This window comes from Rothia sp. HMSC064F07 (assembly GCF_001837265.1).
In the GTDB taxonomy this organism is placed as follows: domain Bacteria; phylum Actinomycetota; class Actinomycetes; order Actinomycetales; family Micrococcaceae; genus Rothia; species Rothia mucilaginosa.
The window spans coordinates 1,046,901-1,062,110 of the sequence record NZ_KV831926.1 but is presented as its reverse complement, the minus strand read 5'-3'; the positions used below and the strand labels follow the sequence as shown (position 1 = coordinate 1,062,110).

The window sequence follows — 15,210 nt, the reverse complement described above, 5'->3', positions numbered from 1 at the left end:
CCTTGGAGGATGCCGTGCATCAGGACCAGCACATCACCGCCCAAACCACCGCGCTACCCAGCGTCAGCGCTGAACAGCCCACCAACCCGGCGCTGACCGAGCCGCAGCCGCTCGGCGCGTTCCCTGACGGTTTCCTCTTCGGAGGCGCCACCGCCGCCAACCAGTTCGAGGGCGCCTGGAACGAAGACGGCAAGGGCCCCAGCCTGCAGGATGTGCTGCCCGCCGGCGGCCTGTACCCGCGCACCGCGGAACCCACCGAGAACAACCTCAAGCTGGAGGGCATTGACTTCTACCACCGCTACCGCGAAGACATCGCCCTGCTCGCGGAGATGGGTTTCAAGGTCTTCCGTTTCTCCATCGCCTGGTCGCGTATCTTCCCCCGCGGCGACGAAGAAACCCCGAACGAGGCGGGCCTCGCCTTCTACGACCGCGTGCTCGACGAGCTCGAAAAGCACGGCATGGAACCGCTCATCACCCTCAGCCACTACGAAACCCCGTTGCACCTGGTGGAGCAGTACAACGGCTGGACCAGCCGCGAACTCATCGGCTTCTACGAACGCTACGCCCGCACCGTGTTCGCCCGCTACGGCAAGCGTGTGAAGTACTGGCTGACCTTCAACGAAATCAACTCGATGCTGCACCTGCCGTTCATGTCCGGCGGCATTAACACCCCGGCGGATCAGCTCAGCGACGCCGACCTGTACCAGGCGATGCACCACGAGCTGGTCGCCTCCGCACGCGCCACCGCTGCGGCACGCGAACTGGCGCCCGGCGCCCAGGTCGGTTGCATGATTCTTGCCATGCCCACCTACCCGCTCACCCCCGACCCCGCCGACGTACTCGCCGCCATGCAGACGGAACAGGCGAACTTCGCATTCGGTGACGTACACGTGCGCGGCGCATACCCCGGCTACTTCCTGCGTGCCCTGCGTGAGAAGGGCGTGGAACTGAACATCACCGAGCAGGACCGCGAGGACCTGAAGAACACCGTGGATTTCGTGTCGTTCAGCTACTACATGTCCACCTGCGCGACCGGCGACCCGGCACGAGGCGAACGCGGCGAGGGCAACATCCTCGGCGGCGTGGTGAACCCGAACCTGCCCGCCAGCGAATGGGGCTGGCAGATCGACCCGATCGGCCTGCGCGTGGTCCTCAACCAGTATTGGGACCGCTGGCAGAAGCCGCTGTTCATCGTGGAGAACGGCCTGGGCGCCCGCGACGAGCTGGTCGAGGTGAACGGTGAGCTCACCGTGGAGGATGACTACCGCATCGACTACCTGCGCCAGCACCTGCACGCGGTACGCGAGGCGATTGAGGACGGCGTGAACGTGCTCGGCTACACCACCTGGGGTTGCATCGACATGATTAGCGCCTCCACCGCGCAGATGTCCAAGCGCTACGGGTTCATCTACGTGGACCGCAACGACGACGGCACCGGTACCCTGGCGCGTTACCGTAAGAAGTCCTTCCACTGGTACCGCGAGGTGATTGCCAGCAACGGCGCGGAGCTGTAACTGGTAAGGCTCTAGACGTTGTTCCTTATGCGGCGACCCTAGACGCTGAATCCCGCGAAAATCCCGGCACGCTGAATCCCGCGCGGCTAACACGCGAAACTCAGCAGCAAAAATCCCCCGAGACTCCGAATCTCGGGGGCTTTCTACATGTCGTTATGCCTAGCGCGGGCGGCTCTAGTCTGTAGGCAAATCTAATCCATGGGTAGGTCATTCAGGCTGGTGGACACGTACTCCCACCAGGTCGGCACCAACCCGGCATTCATCGCAACCCTCTGCGACAGCATGTGCGACGGGCTCGTACCGTAGAACGGCAGGTACCCTTCCGCCAGGGTCAGGCGTGCGGCATCTCGCACCAGGGCGCTCGCAATACCCGCGCCGCGGAAGGCGGGCAGCACATCAATGCCAATCTGACGCATAATCGGCGAATCGTCACTCAGGCCAACCATAGCGATAGGGTCTGCGAGCGCGGGGCTCTCCCCTGCCGCGGGTGCATCAGGTGTATCCTCTTCCACCGGGTATGCGGCAAGCACCAGCACGTCCGGGCGGGTCACGCTAAAGCCCAGCGCGTTCGAGTAGCGCTTATCCCCGCGGAAGCGCTCAAACTGCTCAGCGTCCAGCAGCTCCACGCGCAGACGGGTTACGCGCGCCTCGGTGTCCTCCGGGTCGGCCTCAAGCGCCCCCGCGGAGGCGTTCGCCTCCCTGCGGATGGTGCGCTCGCCGGTGATTTCGGCAAGCAACGCAGCCTTTAGCTCGGCGGGGTCAACGCGGCGCATCATGCCCACACCGGGCACGGCGCACTTGACCTCCTGCGCCTGCACACCCTCAGGTACGACCGAGTTCAGCAGGGCGCGGCCGGGCGTGTAGTAGATGCTCGTGCCGCTGACCTGCTGGGTGTAGGGGGTGAGCAGTTCGTTGAGCTGGCGTAGCTGCGCGTAGTCGCCGAGCCAGTTCGACTGGTCGCCGAGCATGTAGTCGATGGCCTTGTCCAGCACGCGCGGATGTTTGGCGCAGAGAATGCCGATGCTCGCGTAGTTGGCGACGCGCAACTCCCAGATATCGTCGTTGCGGCGGCGTGCGGCGCCCATCTTCTCGGAGGGAGGCTGCACGGTGGCGAGTAGCGGCAGGCTCTCGGCTTCCGGGTAGTCGCGTAGCTCTTCGAGGGCGCGGCTAATCGAGCCGGGTGCCTGGCAGAAGTCCGCCTCCAGCTGGGTGTGCAGGATGTGCCGCGCACGGTCCGCAGTGGTCACAGCACCACGATTCACGGCATCACGGTTCACAGCGCCACGGGTTGCTTGAGCTCCCCGCGTGGGTTCGGTTCCTTGAGTATCAGTCACGTAGGTTTCCTCTAGGGCAAGTTTTTGACTAGTTCAGGATCTCAGCAAGGAACGCGCCGGTGTGCGAGCCCTTCACCTGAGCCACCTGTTCCGGGGTGCCCTCGGCGATGACGGTACCGCCGCCGCTACCGCCTTCGGGGCCCATATCGATAATCCAGTCGGCGCACTTGACCACGTCCAGGTTGTGCTCGATGGTGATGACGCTATTGCCCTTGTCGACCAGCGATTGCAGCACGGCGAGCAGCTTGCGGATGTCCTCAAAGTGCAGGCCGGTGGTCGGCTCGTCCAGCACGTAGATGGAGCGGCCGTTGGAGCGCTTCTGCAGTTCAGTTGCGAGCTTCACGCGCTGCGCTTCACCGCCGGAGAGGGTGGTTGCGGGCTGGCCCAGGCGAATGTAGCCCAGGCCCACATCCACGAGGGTGTTCAGGTGGCGCGCAATCGGGGTGAATGCGGCGAAGAACTCTGCTGCCTCCTCCACGGGCATTTCGAGTACGTCGGCAATGGTCTTGCCCTTGTAGTGCACTTCGAGGGTTTCGCGGTTGTAGCGCTTGCCGTGGCAGGTTTCGCAGGGCACGTACACGTCCGGCAGGAAGTTCATTTCAATCTTCAGGGTGCCGTCGCCGGAGCAGTCCTCGCAGCGGCCGCCCTTGACGTTGAAGGAGAATCGACCCGGGGTGTAGCCGCGCATTTTCGCTTCGCTGGTCTCTGCGAACAGCTTGCGGATGTGGTCGAACACGCCGGTGTAGGTGGCGGGGTTCGAACGCGGGGTACGACCGATGGGCGACTGGTCCACGTGAATGACCTTGTCCAGATGTTCCAGGCCGTCGATACTCTTGTGGCGACCGGGTACCTGCTTGGCGCCGTTGAGCTTGTTCGCCAGGGAGGTGTACAGAATGTCGTTGACGAGGGTGGATTTACCCGATCCGGACACGCCGGTCACCGCGGTGAACACGCCCAGCGGGAAGGAGACGGTCACGTTCTTGAGGTTGTTTTCGCGGGCGCCGCGCACGGTCAGCTGGCGTTCCTTGTCCACGGGTCGGCGGGAGGCGGGCACCTCAATGCTGCGGCGGCCAGCCATGTAGTCGCCGGTAATGGACTTGGTGTTCTTCAGCAGCTCCTCAAAGCTGCCGGAGTGCACGATTTCGCCGCCGTGCTCGCCGGCGCCGGGTCCCACATCCACGATCCAGTCGGCTTCGCGCATGGTGTCTTCGTCGTGCTCAACCACAATAAGGGTGTTGCCCATATCGCGCAGCTTGGTGAGAGTCTCAATGAGGCGGCGGTTATCGCGCTGGTGCAGACCGATGGAGGGCTCGTCGAGCACGTAAAGCACGCCGACCAGGCCGGAACCAATCTGGGTTGCGAGGCGGATGCGCTGCGCCTCACCGCCGGAGAGCGTACCGGCAGAGCGTGAGAGGGTCAGGTAGTCCAGGCCCACGTCCAGCAGGAACTGCAGGCGCGCATCAATTTCCTTGAGGACCTGCTCGCCAATCTTGGCTTCGCGGGGGCTGAGCTGCAGACCGCGCACGAAGGCGAGCGCGTCAGCCAGGGACAGGTCAGTAATGTCTGCGATGGACTGGCCGCCGACCTTCACGCCGAGGATGGTCGGGTTCAGGCGCGCGCCACCGCAGGAGGGGCAGGCAACCTGGCGCATGTACTGTTCGTAGCGGTCGCGGGCGAAGTCCGATTCGGTTTCTTCGTGCTTGCGCTTGATGTACGCCTTCACGCCTTCGAATCCGGAGGTGTAACGACGTTCGCGGCCGAATCGGTTACGGTAGGACACCTCAACCTTGTAGTCCTTGCCGTCCAGGATGGCGGCGCGGGTCTTGGCGGGTAGGTCCTTGAAGGGGGTGTTCAGGTCGAAGCCGAGCTCCTCCCCCAGGCCTGCGAGCAGGCGCAGCCAGTATTCGGTGGTTGCTTTGCCCTGCGACCAGGGGGCGATAGCGCCCTCGCCGAGGGTCAGGTCGGGGTTGGGTACGAGCAGTTCGGTGTCTACTTCCAGGCGCGAGCCGATACCGTCGCAGGCGGTACATGCGCCGAACGGCGAGTTGAAGGAGAAGGCGCGCGGCTCGATGGTGTCGATCTGCAGCGGGTGATTATTGGGGCAGGCGAGGTTTTCACTGAAGGAGCGGGTGCGTTCGGGGTCGTCCTGCTCGCGGTCCACGAAGTCGATGAGCACGCGGCCGTCGGCGAGCTTGAGCGCGGTTTCGATGGAATCGGTCAGGCGCTGATGGATACCGTCCTTAATGACGATGCGGTCGACGACCACCTCGATGGTGTGCTTGTACTGCTTGGCGAGCTTGGGCGGGTCGGAGAGCTGCACGGTTTCGCCGTCCACACGGGCACGCGAGTACCCCTGGGTGAGCAGATCCTTGAAGAGGTCTACGAACTCGCCCTTACGTGCGCTGACGACGGGTGCGAGGATCTGCAGGCGGGTGCGTTCGGGGTACTCCTGCAGAATATCCACAATCTGCTGCGGGGTCTGCTGGGTGATTTCTTCGCCGCATTCGGGGCAGTGCGGGTGGCCGATGCGCGCCCAGAGCAGACGCATGTAGTCGTAGATTTCGGTGATGGTACCGACGGTTGAGCGCGGGTTCTTGGAGGTGGACTTCTGGTCGATAGACACCGCCGGGGAGAGGCCCTCGATGAAGTCTACGTCGGGCTTGTCGACCTGTCCGAGGAACATACGCGCGTAGGAGGACAGCGACTCGACGTAGCGGCGCTGACCTTCCGCAAAGATGGTGTCGAAGGCGAGGGAGGACTTACCGGAGCCGGAGAGGCCGGTGAAGACGACCATCGCATCACGCGGAATGGTGAGGTCTACGTTCTTGAGGTTGTTTTCGCGGGCACCCTGAACCCGGATGCTGGTCAGATCGTTCGCTTTGAGTGCGGTGCTACCGTGTGCCGGGCGGGGTGTCATCGAAAATCCTTTCGTCTTATCTTCGAACTTAAATTCTACACCCTCACGCCTTTCACCAGCGGGATTATGCGGCGGGTGAAGGCATGAGGGTGCAGTACTTATATGAGGTGGACTAGGAGGCGCAATTCATCAAGTGCGGCCTACCAGCCGCGGGTTCCCCACTCTTCCAGGTGGGGGCGCTCGTCGCCGAGGGTGGTAGAGCGGCCGTGGCCGGGCAGTACGATGGCGTCGTCTTCGAAGCCTCCGAAGAGTTTTTCGAGCACGTTGGAGAAGAGCTCACCGAACTGCTGCGGGGAGTCGGTCTTGCCCACGCCGCCGGGGAAGAGGGCGTCGCCGGTGAACAGCAGGGTTGCGGGAGTGCCGTCTTCCCAGGTGGTTTCGAGGGTGTAGACGATGGATCCGGGGGTGTGACCGGGCACGTGCAGGGCGCGGATGACGGTATCAGAGAGGTAGAAGTCGAAGCTTTCACCGCCGGTCAGCTCTTCTTCGACGGTGTAGTCTTCCTGCTCCTTAATAGCGGCGGCATCAGCTGCACCCGCGGAGGTCACGGCACCGGTGAGGTGGTCGAGCTCCTTAATAGCGCGGATGTGGTCCCAGTGGCCGTGGGTGACCAGGATGCCGGTCAGACCGATTGCGCGGGGCCTGATGGAGTTGAAGTCCTCTTCCTTCTCCATGACGCGCACGCGGCGTTCTTCGCCGTCTGCCAGTTCGAGCTGCGGGCAGTCGTTCAGGAGCGCGTCGAGAGTGAATGCGTAGAGTTCTTCTGCGTCGTCTGCGGGGTCGATGAGCACCTGCTCGCCGGTGGCGCGCATGGTGATGAGGTAGACGCTATTGTCCATCTCGGAGACGCTGAACGCACGGACGGTCAGTTCGGGGTTCTCAAAGATGAGGGTGGGTTCGGGGTAAGTAGTCATAGTTCCAGTGTAGGGGTTGTGACCGCACAGCATGCAGCTATGCGGTTCGCTCCCCTATCAGCGCATTCGGCGTTGAACGCGCGGGATACATGTACGGGTGCATGTGCGGGTTGTATGTATAGGATGCACAGGGAACAGATTCTGGAGCACGCTCGGTACGGATTGGGTTCAGCGCGGATTAGGTTTCGGCTGGATCCCGCCCGGCTGAGGGTTCAGTGAAATTCAAACAGCGAAATTCAAAAGTTAAACAGAGAAGCGACTGCGCATCGATACACAGTCGCTTCTCATGACACCCAGGGGTATCTATCACTCACTCAAACACAAGCAACCCGAGGACTTTGGAAATCTCACGATTACTTGATGACTCAATAGTAGCGAACTTTTTGGGGGCTGTTTTACCACCCAATTTGGTACGGAGAGCCGGATTTAGTGACCCGCACCTCATTGTAATCATTCTGTAATAAAAACAGGTGTTTTTTAGGGTATCCATACGTACCAATTTCATTTTTTTCGAGTTTTAGCGTGACTTATTTCACCCAAAATAATTTTAGAATTTCCCTCTTTTGGCACTTCGGTGCACCTTTAACTTAAGCTCCGCACTCGGCAATCCCAAAGGTTCAATACCCAGTTTTAGCCCGGTATTCTGCGGAAGTAGAGGGTTAAGGTGAAAGTATCTTCAAGTACTTGCAACTTCATAAGCGGGAAAAAATGTACTGCTCACCGTTCAAAATCTACACAATTATTCGCGCGAGGGCAAAATCAATTGGTCTGTTTTACCCCTGTAGGTACCCCCTAAAGTAGAGGTTTTATTACAAAACAATAACATCAGCCCCACTTTCAGGTTCACTGAGTGCACCCATTAAAACCCCTTTCAAAAAGCAAAATACCTAGTCAATGCCGTATTTTCACAAAATGCAAGACAGTGTGTCACTAAAAAATCAACCTCTACAGATTGTTTAATAAAACCTGACCTTCAAGCACAAATAGAGCCCAATTATTAACCAGCACGTACCAATTCCGCCCTCAAAACAGGCGCTATAGAAGCCTCAATGAAAGGTTGAAAGACCCCTCCACTAGGGGTTTCAGGATCCTTCACTCCCCCTGGTTGATGCCTGGTTGCAGCCTAGTTTCAGCCCGGGTTGTAGCCTGGCTGCAACCTAGTTTCACTCTATTTTCAAGAGCTCCGCTCCCCCGCCCTCAAGCGTTGCGCACCTCGTATTCGCCCCTCATGCTTCCATATATCTGGGGCAGAGCCACTCCACAAAAGCGCCACAGGCTACAGCAAAGGCGGCGCCTCTCCCCCGCTGTGGGGAAGGAGCGCCGCCTCCACTAGCTATAAATCAGCTGGAACAGCCGCCTTAGGACAGGCCGATCATCACGCCGTTCTCGTCGAAGCCGATGCGCTCAGCTGCGGGGCTCTTGCTCAGACCCGGCATAGTGCGCATGGTGCCGCAGATAGCGTAGACGTAGCCAGCACCTGCAGCCAGGCGAACCTCGCGCACGGGCAGAGTCCAGCCGGTCGGTGCGCCCTTCAGAGTTGCATCCGAAGAGATGGACAGGTGGGTCTTCGCGATAACCACGGGCAGGTGCGAGTAGCCCAGCTCAGCGAAACGCTTCAGCTGCTTAGCGGCAGCGGGAGCAATCGAAATGCCGTCCGCGCCGTAGACCTTGGTCGCAACCTTCTCAATCTTGGTCTCGATGGAGTCCTCAAGATCGTAGGTGTACTTCAGATCCGAAACGTCGTCACATGCCTCAGCAACCACGTCTGCCAGGTCGGTGGTGCCCTTACCGCCCTCAGCCACACCGCGGTGGATAGCGACGCGAGCACCGGCTTCCTCAGCGATACGGCGGATGGTCTCGTGCTCGGACTCGAAGTCGGTCGGGAAGGCGTTGATTGCCACGACCGGCTGAACACCGAAGTTGCGCACAATCTCGATGTGCTTCTTCAGGTTCTCTGCGCCCTTCTCCACGTCGGAGGGGCTTTCCTGCAGCATGCCTTCGGGCAGGGGCTTGCCCGGAACGATCTTGTACAGGCCGGAGTGGGACTTCAGGGAGCGCACGGTTACGACGAGCACTGCTGCGTCCGGCTTCAGGCCGGAGACGCGGCACTTGACGTTGAAGAAACGCTCCGCACCCATATCGGCACCGAAGCCAGCCTCGGTAATCACGTAGTCGGAGTACTCCAGACCAACGTAGTCGGCGACCACGGAGGAGTTACCGGTTGCGATGTTGCCGAAGGGGCCCGCGTGAATCAGTGCGGGGGTGTGCTCCAGGGTCTGCAGCAGGTTCGGGTTGATTGCGTCTGCCAGGATGACGGACATTGCGCCGTCAGCCTTCAGGTCGGCTGCGGTGACGGGCTCGCCGTCGTAGTTCAGTCCGATCACGATCTTTGCCAGGCGCTCGCGCAGGTCCTTGAAGGAGGTTGCCAGCGAGAGAATCACCATGATTTCGGAGGCGCTGGTGATGTCGAAACCGGTCTCGCGGACCACGCCGTCCATGCGTTCGCCCAGGCCCACGACGATGTTGCGCAGGGAGCGGTCGTTCATGTCGATAACGCGGCGCCACTCGATTGCACGCGGGTCGATGCGCAACTCGTTACCGTGGTGCAGGTGGTTGTCGATCATTGCGGCAAGCAGGTTGTGTGCTGCGGTGACGGCGTGGAAGTCGCCGGTCAGGTGCAGGTTCAGCTTCTCCATGGGAACGATCTGGGAGTAGCCGCCGCCCGCTGCGCCGCCCTTAATGCCGAAGGTCGGGCCCATTGCGGGCTGACGCAGAGCCAGGATTGCCTTGCGGCCGGTCTGTGCGAAGCCCTGTGCGAGCGAGACGGAGGTTGCGGTCTTACCTTCACCGAGGGGGGTCGGGGTCACCGCGGTAACCACGATGTACTTGGAGCCGCGCTTGCGGGCGGTCTCTGCGTTGGTGGTTTCGTCGAGGAGGACCTTAGCGACATACTTGCCGTAGGGTTCAAGGCGATCTTCGCTGATGCCGTTGTCTGCTGCGATCTTGTTAATAGGCCAAAGATCGGCGGCAAGTGCGATTTCGAGGTCGGAAGGGAAAGGCTTCTTCGTCATTGTCATCCTTCGAGTTGTACGAATCATGCTCTTTTATTCTATGCCTTGGCTCACTCATTTGTCCCTCACCTCGCCGGAAGGTGGCAAATAAACCCAATTTTTAATGCACTAATCCCCGCAACCGGTGACCTCCGCTCACGTGGAGCGGCAGGATCGGTGCGGGGATTAGTAGCGCATATACGCCGGGTTGCGGGTACAGCAGCCGGTATAGGAACCGGCGATACGAGCGGCTATTACGGCATAGTCAGCAGAACCTTGGTAGCGGTACGCTGGTCCATTGCCTCGTAACCCTTAGCCGCCTCGTCAATGGGCAGAACCATGTCGAAGACGCGGCCGGGCTCAATTTCGCCCTTGTAAATCAGGTCGATGAGGGTCGGCAGGTACTTGCGTACGGGGGCGGGGCCACCTTCCAGGTGAACCTGCTTGCCGAAGAGCTTATCGGTGCCGATGGAGCTGTCGTGCGGAACGCCCACGAAGCCGATGTAGCCGCCGTGGCGTACGCAGCCGAGAGCCTGGTCGAAGGACTGCTGGGTGCCAACAGCCTCCGCGACGCCGTGTGCGCCCACGCCGTCGGTGAGCTCCATGACCTTGGCGATGCCCTCTTCGCCGCGCTCTTCCACGATGTGGGCTGCGCCGAATGCCTTAGCGAGCGCCTGACGTTCGGGGTTGCGGGACATGATGATGATCTTCTCCGCGCCGAGCTGCTTAGCGCCGATGACTGCGCTCAGGCCGACTGCGCCGTCGCCAACAACGACGATGGTCTTGCCGGGGCCTGCCTGCGCTGCGTCTGCTGCGTACCAGCCGGTGCCGAGCACGTCGGATGCCGCCATCAGGTGCGGAATCTGCTCTGCGGTGGGTGCAGCGGGGGTCTTGACGAGGGTGCCATCTGCGAAGGGTACGCGGGCGTATTCTGCCTGGGTGCCGTTGGAGCGTGCGCCAATGAAGGCGTCGCCTGCCGCGATTGCCTTGAGGCAGCGGGAGGGGTAGCCTGCGGTGCAGGTTTCGCATTCGCCGCAGGAGATGCAGAAGGAGCCTACGACGAAGTCGCCGGGGGCTACGGTGGTGACCTCGGAGCCGACCTCGACGACCTCACCGATGTATTCGTGGCCCATTGCCCGGTGGTCAACGGGCTGTGCGCCGCGGTAGGGCCACAGGTCGGAGCCACAGATGCAGGATGCGGCGAGCTTGATGATGGCGTCGGTGGGTTCGAGGAAGGTCGGCTTGTCGACTTCGTTGACGACGACTTTGCCGGGGGCTTCCATGACAACTGAACGCATGATGTTCCTTTCAAATCTGCGCTGATAGTTAGTCGTATCAGAGTACGCCCCGCACCCCGATATATCAATAATTTTTTATGCTACGGGGTGAAGGTAAAAATTCCGACAACCGGAACCGGCAAAACCGCGCCCGCTCCCCTGTTTCTCCGGCCCTTCTCCACTACTTCCGCGCCAGGTTACACCGGGAAAGTCTGGGCATCTCGGCACACTAGATAGCCCGGTTAAACGGCGGAACCCCCGCGCATCCACAGTGGACACGCGGGGGTTCCGCTCGGTTTATTCAGCCTTATATCTGAAGGCGAGAAGGGTGCTTAGAAGTCCCAGTCCTCGTCCTCGGTGTTCACGGCCTTACCGATCACGTAGGAAGAGCCGGAACCGGAGAAGAAGTCGTGGTTCTCATCCGCGTTCGGGGACAGCGCCGACAGGATCGCCGGGGACACGTTAGTCACGGACGCCGGGAACATCGGCTCGTAGCCCAGGTTCATCAGAGCCTTGTTAGCGTTGTAGTGCAGGAACTTCTTCACGTCCTCACTCCAACCCACACCGTCATACAGGGAGTGGGTGTACGCCACCTCGTTCTCGTACAGTTCGTACAGTAGGTTGAAGGTGTACTCCTTCAGCTCTGCCTGACGCTCCGCGGACTCCTTCGCCAGGCCGCGCTGGAACTTGTAGCCAATGTAGTAGCCGTGCACTGCCTCGTCACGAATAATCAGACGAATCAGGTCAGCGGTGTTAGTCAGCTTCGCGTGCGAAGACCAGTACATGGGCAGGTAGAAGCCCGAGTAGAACAGGAAGGACTCCAGCAGAGTGGAGGCAACCTTCTTCTTCAGCGGGTCGTCACCGGTGTAGTAAGACAGAACGATCTTCGCCTTCTTCTGCAGGTGCTCATTCTCAGCAGCCCAGCGGAACGCCTCGTCAATCTCCTTGGTGGAGGCGAGGGTCGAGAAGATCGAGGAGTACGACTTTGCGTGCACGGACTCCATGAACGCAATGTTGGTGTACACGGCCTCTTCGTGCGCGGTCACAGCGTCCGGCAATAGGGACACAGCACCGACAGTACCCTGGATGGTGTCCAGCAGGGTCAGACCGGTGAAGACGCGCATGGTCAGCTGCTTCTCTTCCTCGGTCAGAGTCTTCCAGGAGGGCACGTCGTTGCTCAGCGGCACCTTTTCCGGCAGCCAGAAGTTACCGGTCAGACGATCCCAAACCTCAAGGTCCTTCTCGTCCTCAATACGGTTCCAGTTGATAGCCTCGACCACGTGGTCGACGAGCTTCACCTTTTCGCTCATTAGTAATTCTCCGATTCTTAAGGGGCGGTTACGGTGCCACGCGCGGCCAGCCAGTCGCGCAGGCGGTTTGCGTGTTCACCGTAACCGCCCCTTCCAGTCTTTAGTTATAGTGTGCCAGCTCAGGCTGAATGCGTCACAGCATTCGGGCTAGAGCATGCAGGATACGCAGCCTTCAACCTCGGTACCCTCAAGAGCCATCTGACGCAGACGGATGTAGTAGATGGTCTTGATGCCCTTACGCCATGCGTAAATCTGGGCGCGGTTGATATCGCGGGTGGTTGCGGTATCGCGGAAGAAGAGGGTCAGCGACAGGCCCTGGTCCACGTGCTGGGTTGCAACAGCGTAGGTGTCGATGATCTTCTCGTAACCAATTTCGTAGGAGTCCTGGTAGTACTCCAGGTTCTCGTTGGTCATGTACGGTGCCGGGTAGTAGACGCGGCCGAGCTTGCCTTCCTTGCGGATCTCAATCTTCGAAGCGATCGGGTGAATCGAAGAGGTCGAACCGTTGATGTAGGAGATGGAGCCGGTCGGCGGAACAGCCTGCAGGTTCTGGTTGTACATGCCGTACTGTGCCACGTCAGCAGCCAGCTGAATCCACTCTTCACGGGTGGGGATGTGGTGCTTAGCGAACAGTTCGCGGGTACGCTCGGTCTGCGGTGCCCATTCCTTCTCAATGTACTTTGCGAAGAACTCACCGGATGCGTACTTCGAGTTCTCGAAGCCCTCGAAACGCTGGCCGCGTTCCTTAGCAATCTGCATGGAAGCGCGGATTGCGTGGTAGGCAACGGTGTAGAAGTACATGTTGGTGAAGTCCAGTGCTTCTTCGGAACCGTAGTAGACGTGCTCGCGTGCCAGGTAGCCGTGCAGGTTCATCTGGCCCAGACCCACGGCGTGGCTCATGCCGTTGCCGCGCTCGATGGAGGGCACGGAGCGGATGTCGGACTGGTCGGAGACTGAGGTCAGCGAACGAATCGCGGTTTCCACGGTCTTGCCGAAGTCGTCGCCGTCCATGGTCAGTGCAATGTTCAGCGAGCCGAGGTTGCAGGAGATGTCCTTACCGACGGTCTCGTAGCCGAGGTCAGCGTGGTAGGTGGACGGCTCAGAAACCTGCAGGATCTCAGAGCACAGGTTGGACATGATGACCTTACCGGCGATGGGGTTCGCGCGGTTGACGGTGTCTTCGAACATCACGTACGGGTAGCCGGACTCGAACTGGATCTCTGCGATGGTCTGGAAGAACTCACGCGCGTTGATCTTGGTCTTGGTAATGCGTGCATCGTCGACCATTTCGTAGTACTTCTCGGAGACGTTGATGTCGGAGAAGGGCACTCCGTAGATGCGTTCCACATCGTACGGGGAGAAGAGGTACATGTCCTCGTTCTTCTTCGCCAGCTCGAAGGTGATGTCGGGGATGACAACGCCCAGGGAGAGGGTCTTGATGCGGATCTTCTCGTCAGCGTTCTCACGCTTGGTGTCCAGGAAGGCGTAGATGTCGGGGTGGTGTGCGTGCAGGTACACGGCACCGGCACCCTGACGTGCGCCGAGCTGGTTTGCATAGGAGAAGGCGTCTTCCAGCAGCTTCATCACGGGGATCACGCCCGAGGACTGGTTCTCAATCTTCTTAATGGGCGCACCGGACTCGCGCAGGTTGGTCAGGGCGAATGCCACGCCGCCGCCGCGCTTGGAGAGCTGCAGTGCAGAGTTGATGGAGCGGCCGATGGACTCCATGTTGTCTTCCATGCGTAGCAGGAAGCAGGAGACGAGCTCGCCGCGCTGCTTCTTACCTGCGTTGAGGAAGGTCGGGGTTGCCGGCTGGAAACGGCCGGAGATGATCTCGTCGACGATGTCTTCGGCGAGCTTCTCGTTGCCTTCTGCCAGCAGCAGTGCGACCATGCAGACGCGGTCTTCGAAACGCTCCAGGTAGCGCTGACCGTCGAAGGTCTTGAGCGCGTAGGAGGTGTAGAACTTGAAGGCACCCAGGAAGGTCGGGAAGCGGAACTTCACGGCGTAGGCGCGCTTGAACAGGTTCTTAATGAACTGGAAGTTGTACTTGTCGAAGAGTTCCGGCTCGTAGTACTGGTTCTCGATCAGGTACTCGATCTTCTCTTCCAGGTCGTGGAAGAAGACGGTGTTGTTGTTGACGTGCTGCAGGAAGTACTGTCGTGCCGCCTGACGGTCTGCATCGAACTGAATCTGGCCGTTCTCATCGTAGAGGTTCAGCAGTGCGTTCAGCTCGTGGTAGCTCATACCCTTGAACTTCTCGGGCACGCTCTTGCCGCTGTGGCCCGCACCGAGAGTTTCTAGTGCTGAGGGCAGTTTTGCGTCCAAAATGCTTCCAATCCTTCGTTGACTTTTTCTACATCTGAATCGGTGCCCATGAGCTCAAACTTGAAGAGCACCGGTACGTCGCACTTCTTGGCGACAATGTCTGCCGCGATACCGAAGAGCGGACCAAAGTTGGTGTTGCCGGAGCCAATCACACCGAGCATGTGGTGGCGATTCTGCTCCACGTTCAGGAATTTAACCACCTGCGGGGGAACGTTACCGGCGCCTTCAGGCTTGCCGTAGGTGGGGACGATGAGCACGAACGGCTCATCAAGAATGAGGGTGTCTTCGCCGGTGCGCAGCGGCAGGCGGAGGCGGCGGGCACGAATCTTCTCCACGAACTTGTGGGTGTTACCGGAGATGGAGGAGAAGTACACGATGAGTGGCGCTGTGTCGTCCAGTTCGACCTCGGTCGCTCGACCCTCGGAGGCGTTGCGTGCGTCCAGAAGGATCTTCCGGATTTCTGCGTGCTCGTCGACGGGGTTGGGCGTGAGGGCGGTACTCAATCTGTACTCCTTATTCTCGTGTGCCGGTGTGGTTCCGTGCCGATTGTCCGTTTGTACGGGTTT

At 60.2% G+C, this 15,210-nt stretch carries 9 protein-coding genes; 1 reads left to right on the top strand and 8 read right to left on the bottom strand.

Features of this window, described 5'->3' with window-relative positions; all coding sequences use genetic code 11:
• The first annotated feature begins 14 nt into the window (after positions 1 to 14).
• On the top strand, positions 15 to 1,514 hold the full coding sequence (locus HMPREF2712_RS06700; RefSeq protein ID WP_070819700.1) for a glycoside hydrolase family 1 protein: 1,500 nt from the start codon (positions 15 to 17) through the stop codon (positions 1,512 to 1,514).
• A gap of 191 nt (positions 1,515 to 1,705) precedes the next feature.
• Here the strand turns inward: HMPREF2712_RS06700 and HMPREF2712_RS06695 are convergent, their stop codons facing one another.
• The 8 genes from HMPREF2712_RS06695 to nrdI form a co-directional block, all read right to left on the bottom strand.
• A complete protein-coding gene (locus HMPREF2712_RS06695; RefSeq protein WP_070819568.1) occupies positions 1,706 to 2,848 on the bottom strand; it encodes a GNAT family N-acetyltransferase in 1,143 nt (380 codons plus the stop codon).
• Between the two features lie 28 nt (positions 2,849 to 2,876).
• A complete protein-coding gene (uvrA, locus tag HMPREF2712_RS06690) occupies positions 2,877 to 5,765 on the bottom strand; it encodes an excinuclease ABC subunit UvrA (protein ID WP_070819567.1) in 2,889 nt (962 codons plus the stop codon).
• Positions 5,766 to 5,905: 140 nt separating this feature from the next.
• Positions 5,906 to 6,679, bottom strand: coding sequence for an MBL fold metallo-hydrolase (locus HMPREF2712_RS06685; RefSeq protein WP_049352872.1), 774 nt, complete (start codon positions 6,677 to 6,679; stop codon positions 5,906 to 5,908).
• Between the two features lie 1,358 nt (positions 6,680 to 8,037).
• On the bottom strand, positions 8,038 to 9,750 hold the full coding sequence (locus tag HMPREF2712_RS06680; RefSeq protein ID WP_005505800.1) for a formate--tetrahydrofolate ligase: 1,713 nt from the start codon (positions 9,748 to 9,750) through the stop codon (positions 8,038 to 8,040).
• A 233-nt stretch (positions 9,751 to 9,983) separates the two neighbouring features.
• Entirely contained in the window at positions 9,984 to 11,027 is a 1,044-nt protein-coding gene (locus HMPREF2712_RS06675) for a zinc-binding dehydrogenase (protein WP_070819566.1), read from the bottom strand.
• A gap of 311 nt (positions 11,028 to 11,338) precedes the next feature.
• A complete protein-coding gene (gene nrdF, locus HMPREF2712_RS06670) occupies positions 11,339 to 12,316 on the bottom strand; it encodes a class 1b ribonucleoside-diphosphate reductase subunit beta (RefSeq protein WP_049342043.1) in 978 nt (325 codons plus the stop codon).
• Between the two features lie 147 nt (positions 12,317 to 12,463).
• Positions 12,464 to 14,644, bottom strand: coding sequence for a class 1b ribonucleoside-diphosphate reductase subunit alpha (gene nrdE / locus HMPREF2712_RS06665; RefSeq protein ID WP_049354718.1), 2,181 nt, complete (start codon positions 14,642 to 14,644; stop codon positions 12,464 to 12,466).
• Positions 14,617 to 15,147, bottom strand: a complete 531-nt coding sequence (nrdI, locus tag HMPREF2712_RS06660; protein ID WP_070676571.1) for a class Ib ribonucleoside-diphosphate reductase assembly flavoprotein NrdI — start codon at positions 15,145 to 15,147, stop codon at positions 14,617 to 14,619. The genes nrdE and nrdI overlap by 28 nt, the downstream gene beginning before the upstream one ends.
• Positions 15,148 to 15,210 lie beyond the last annotated feature (63 nt).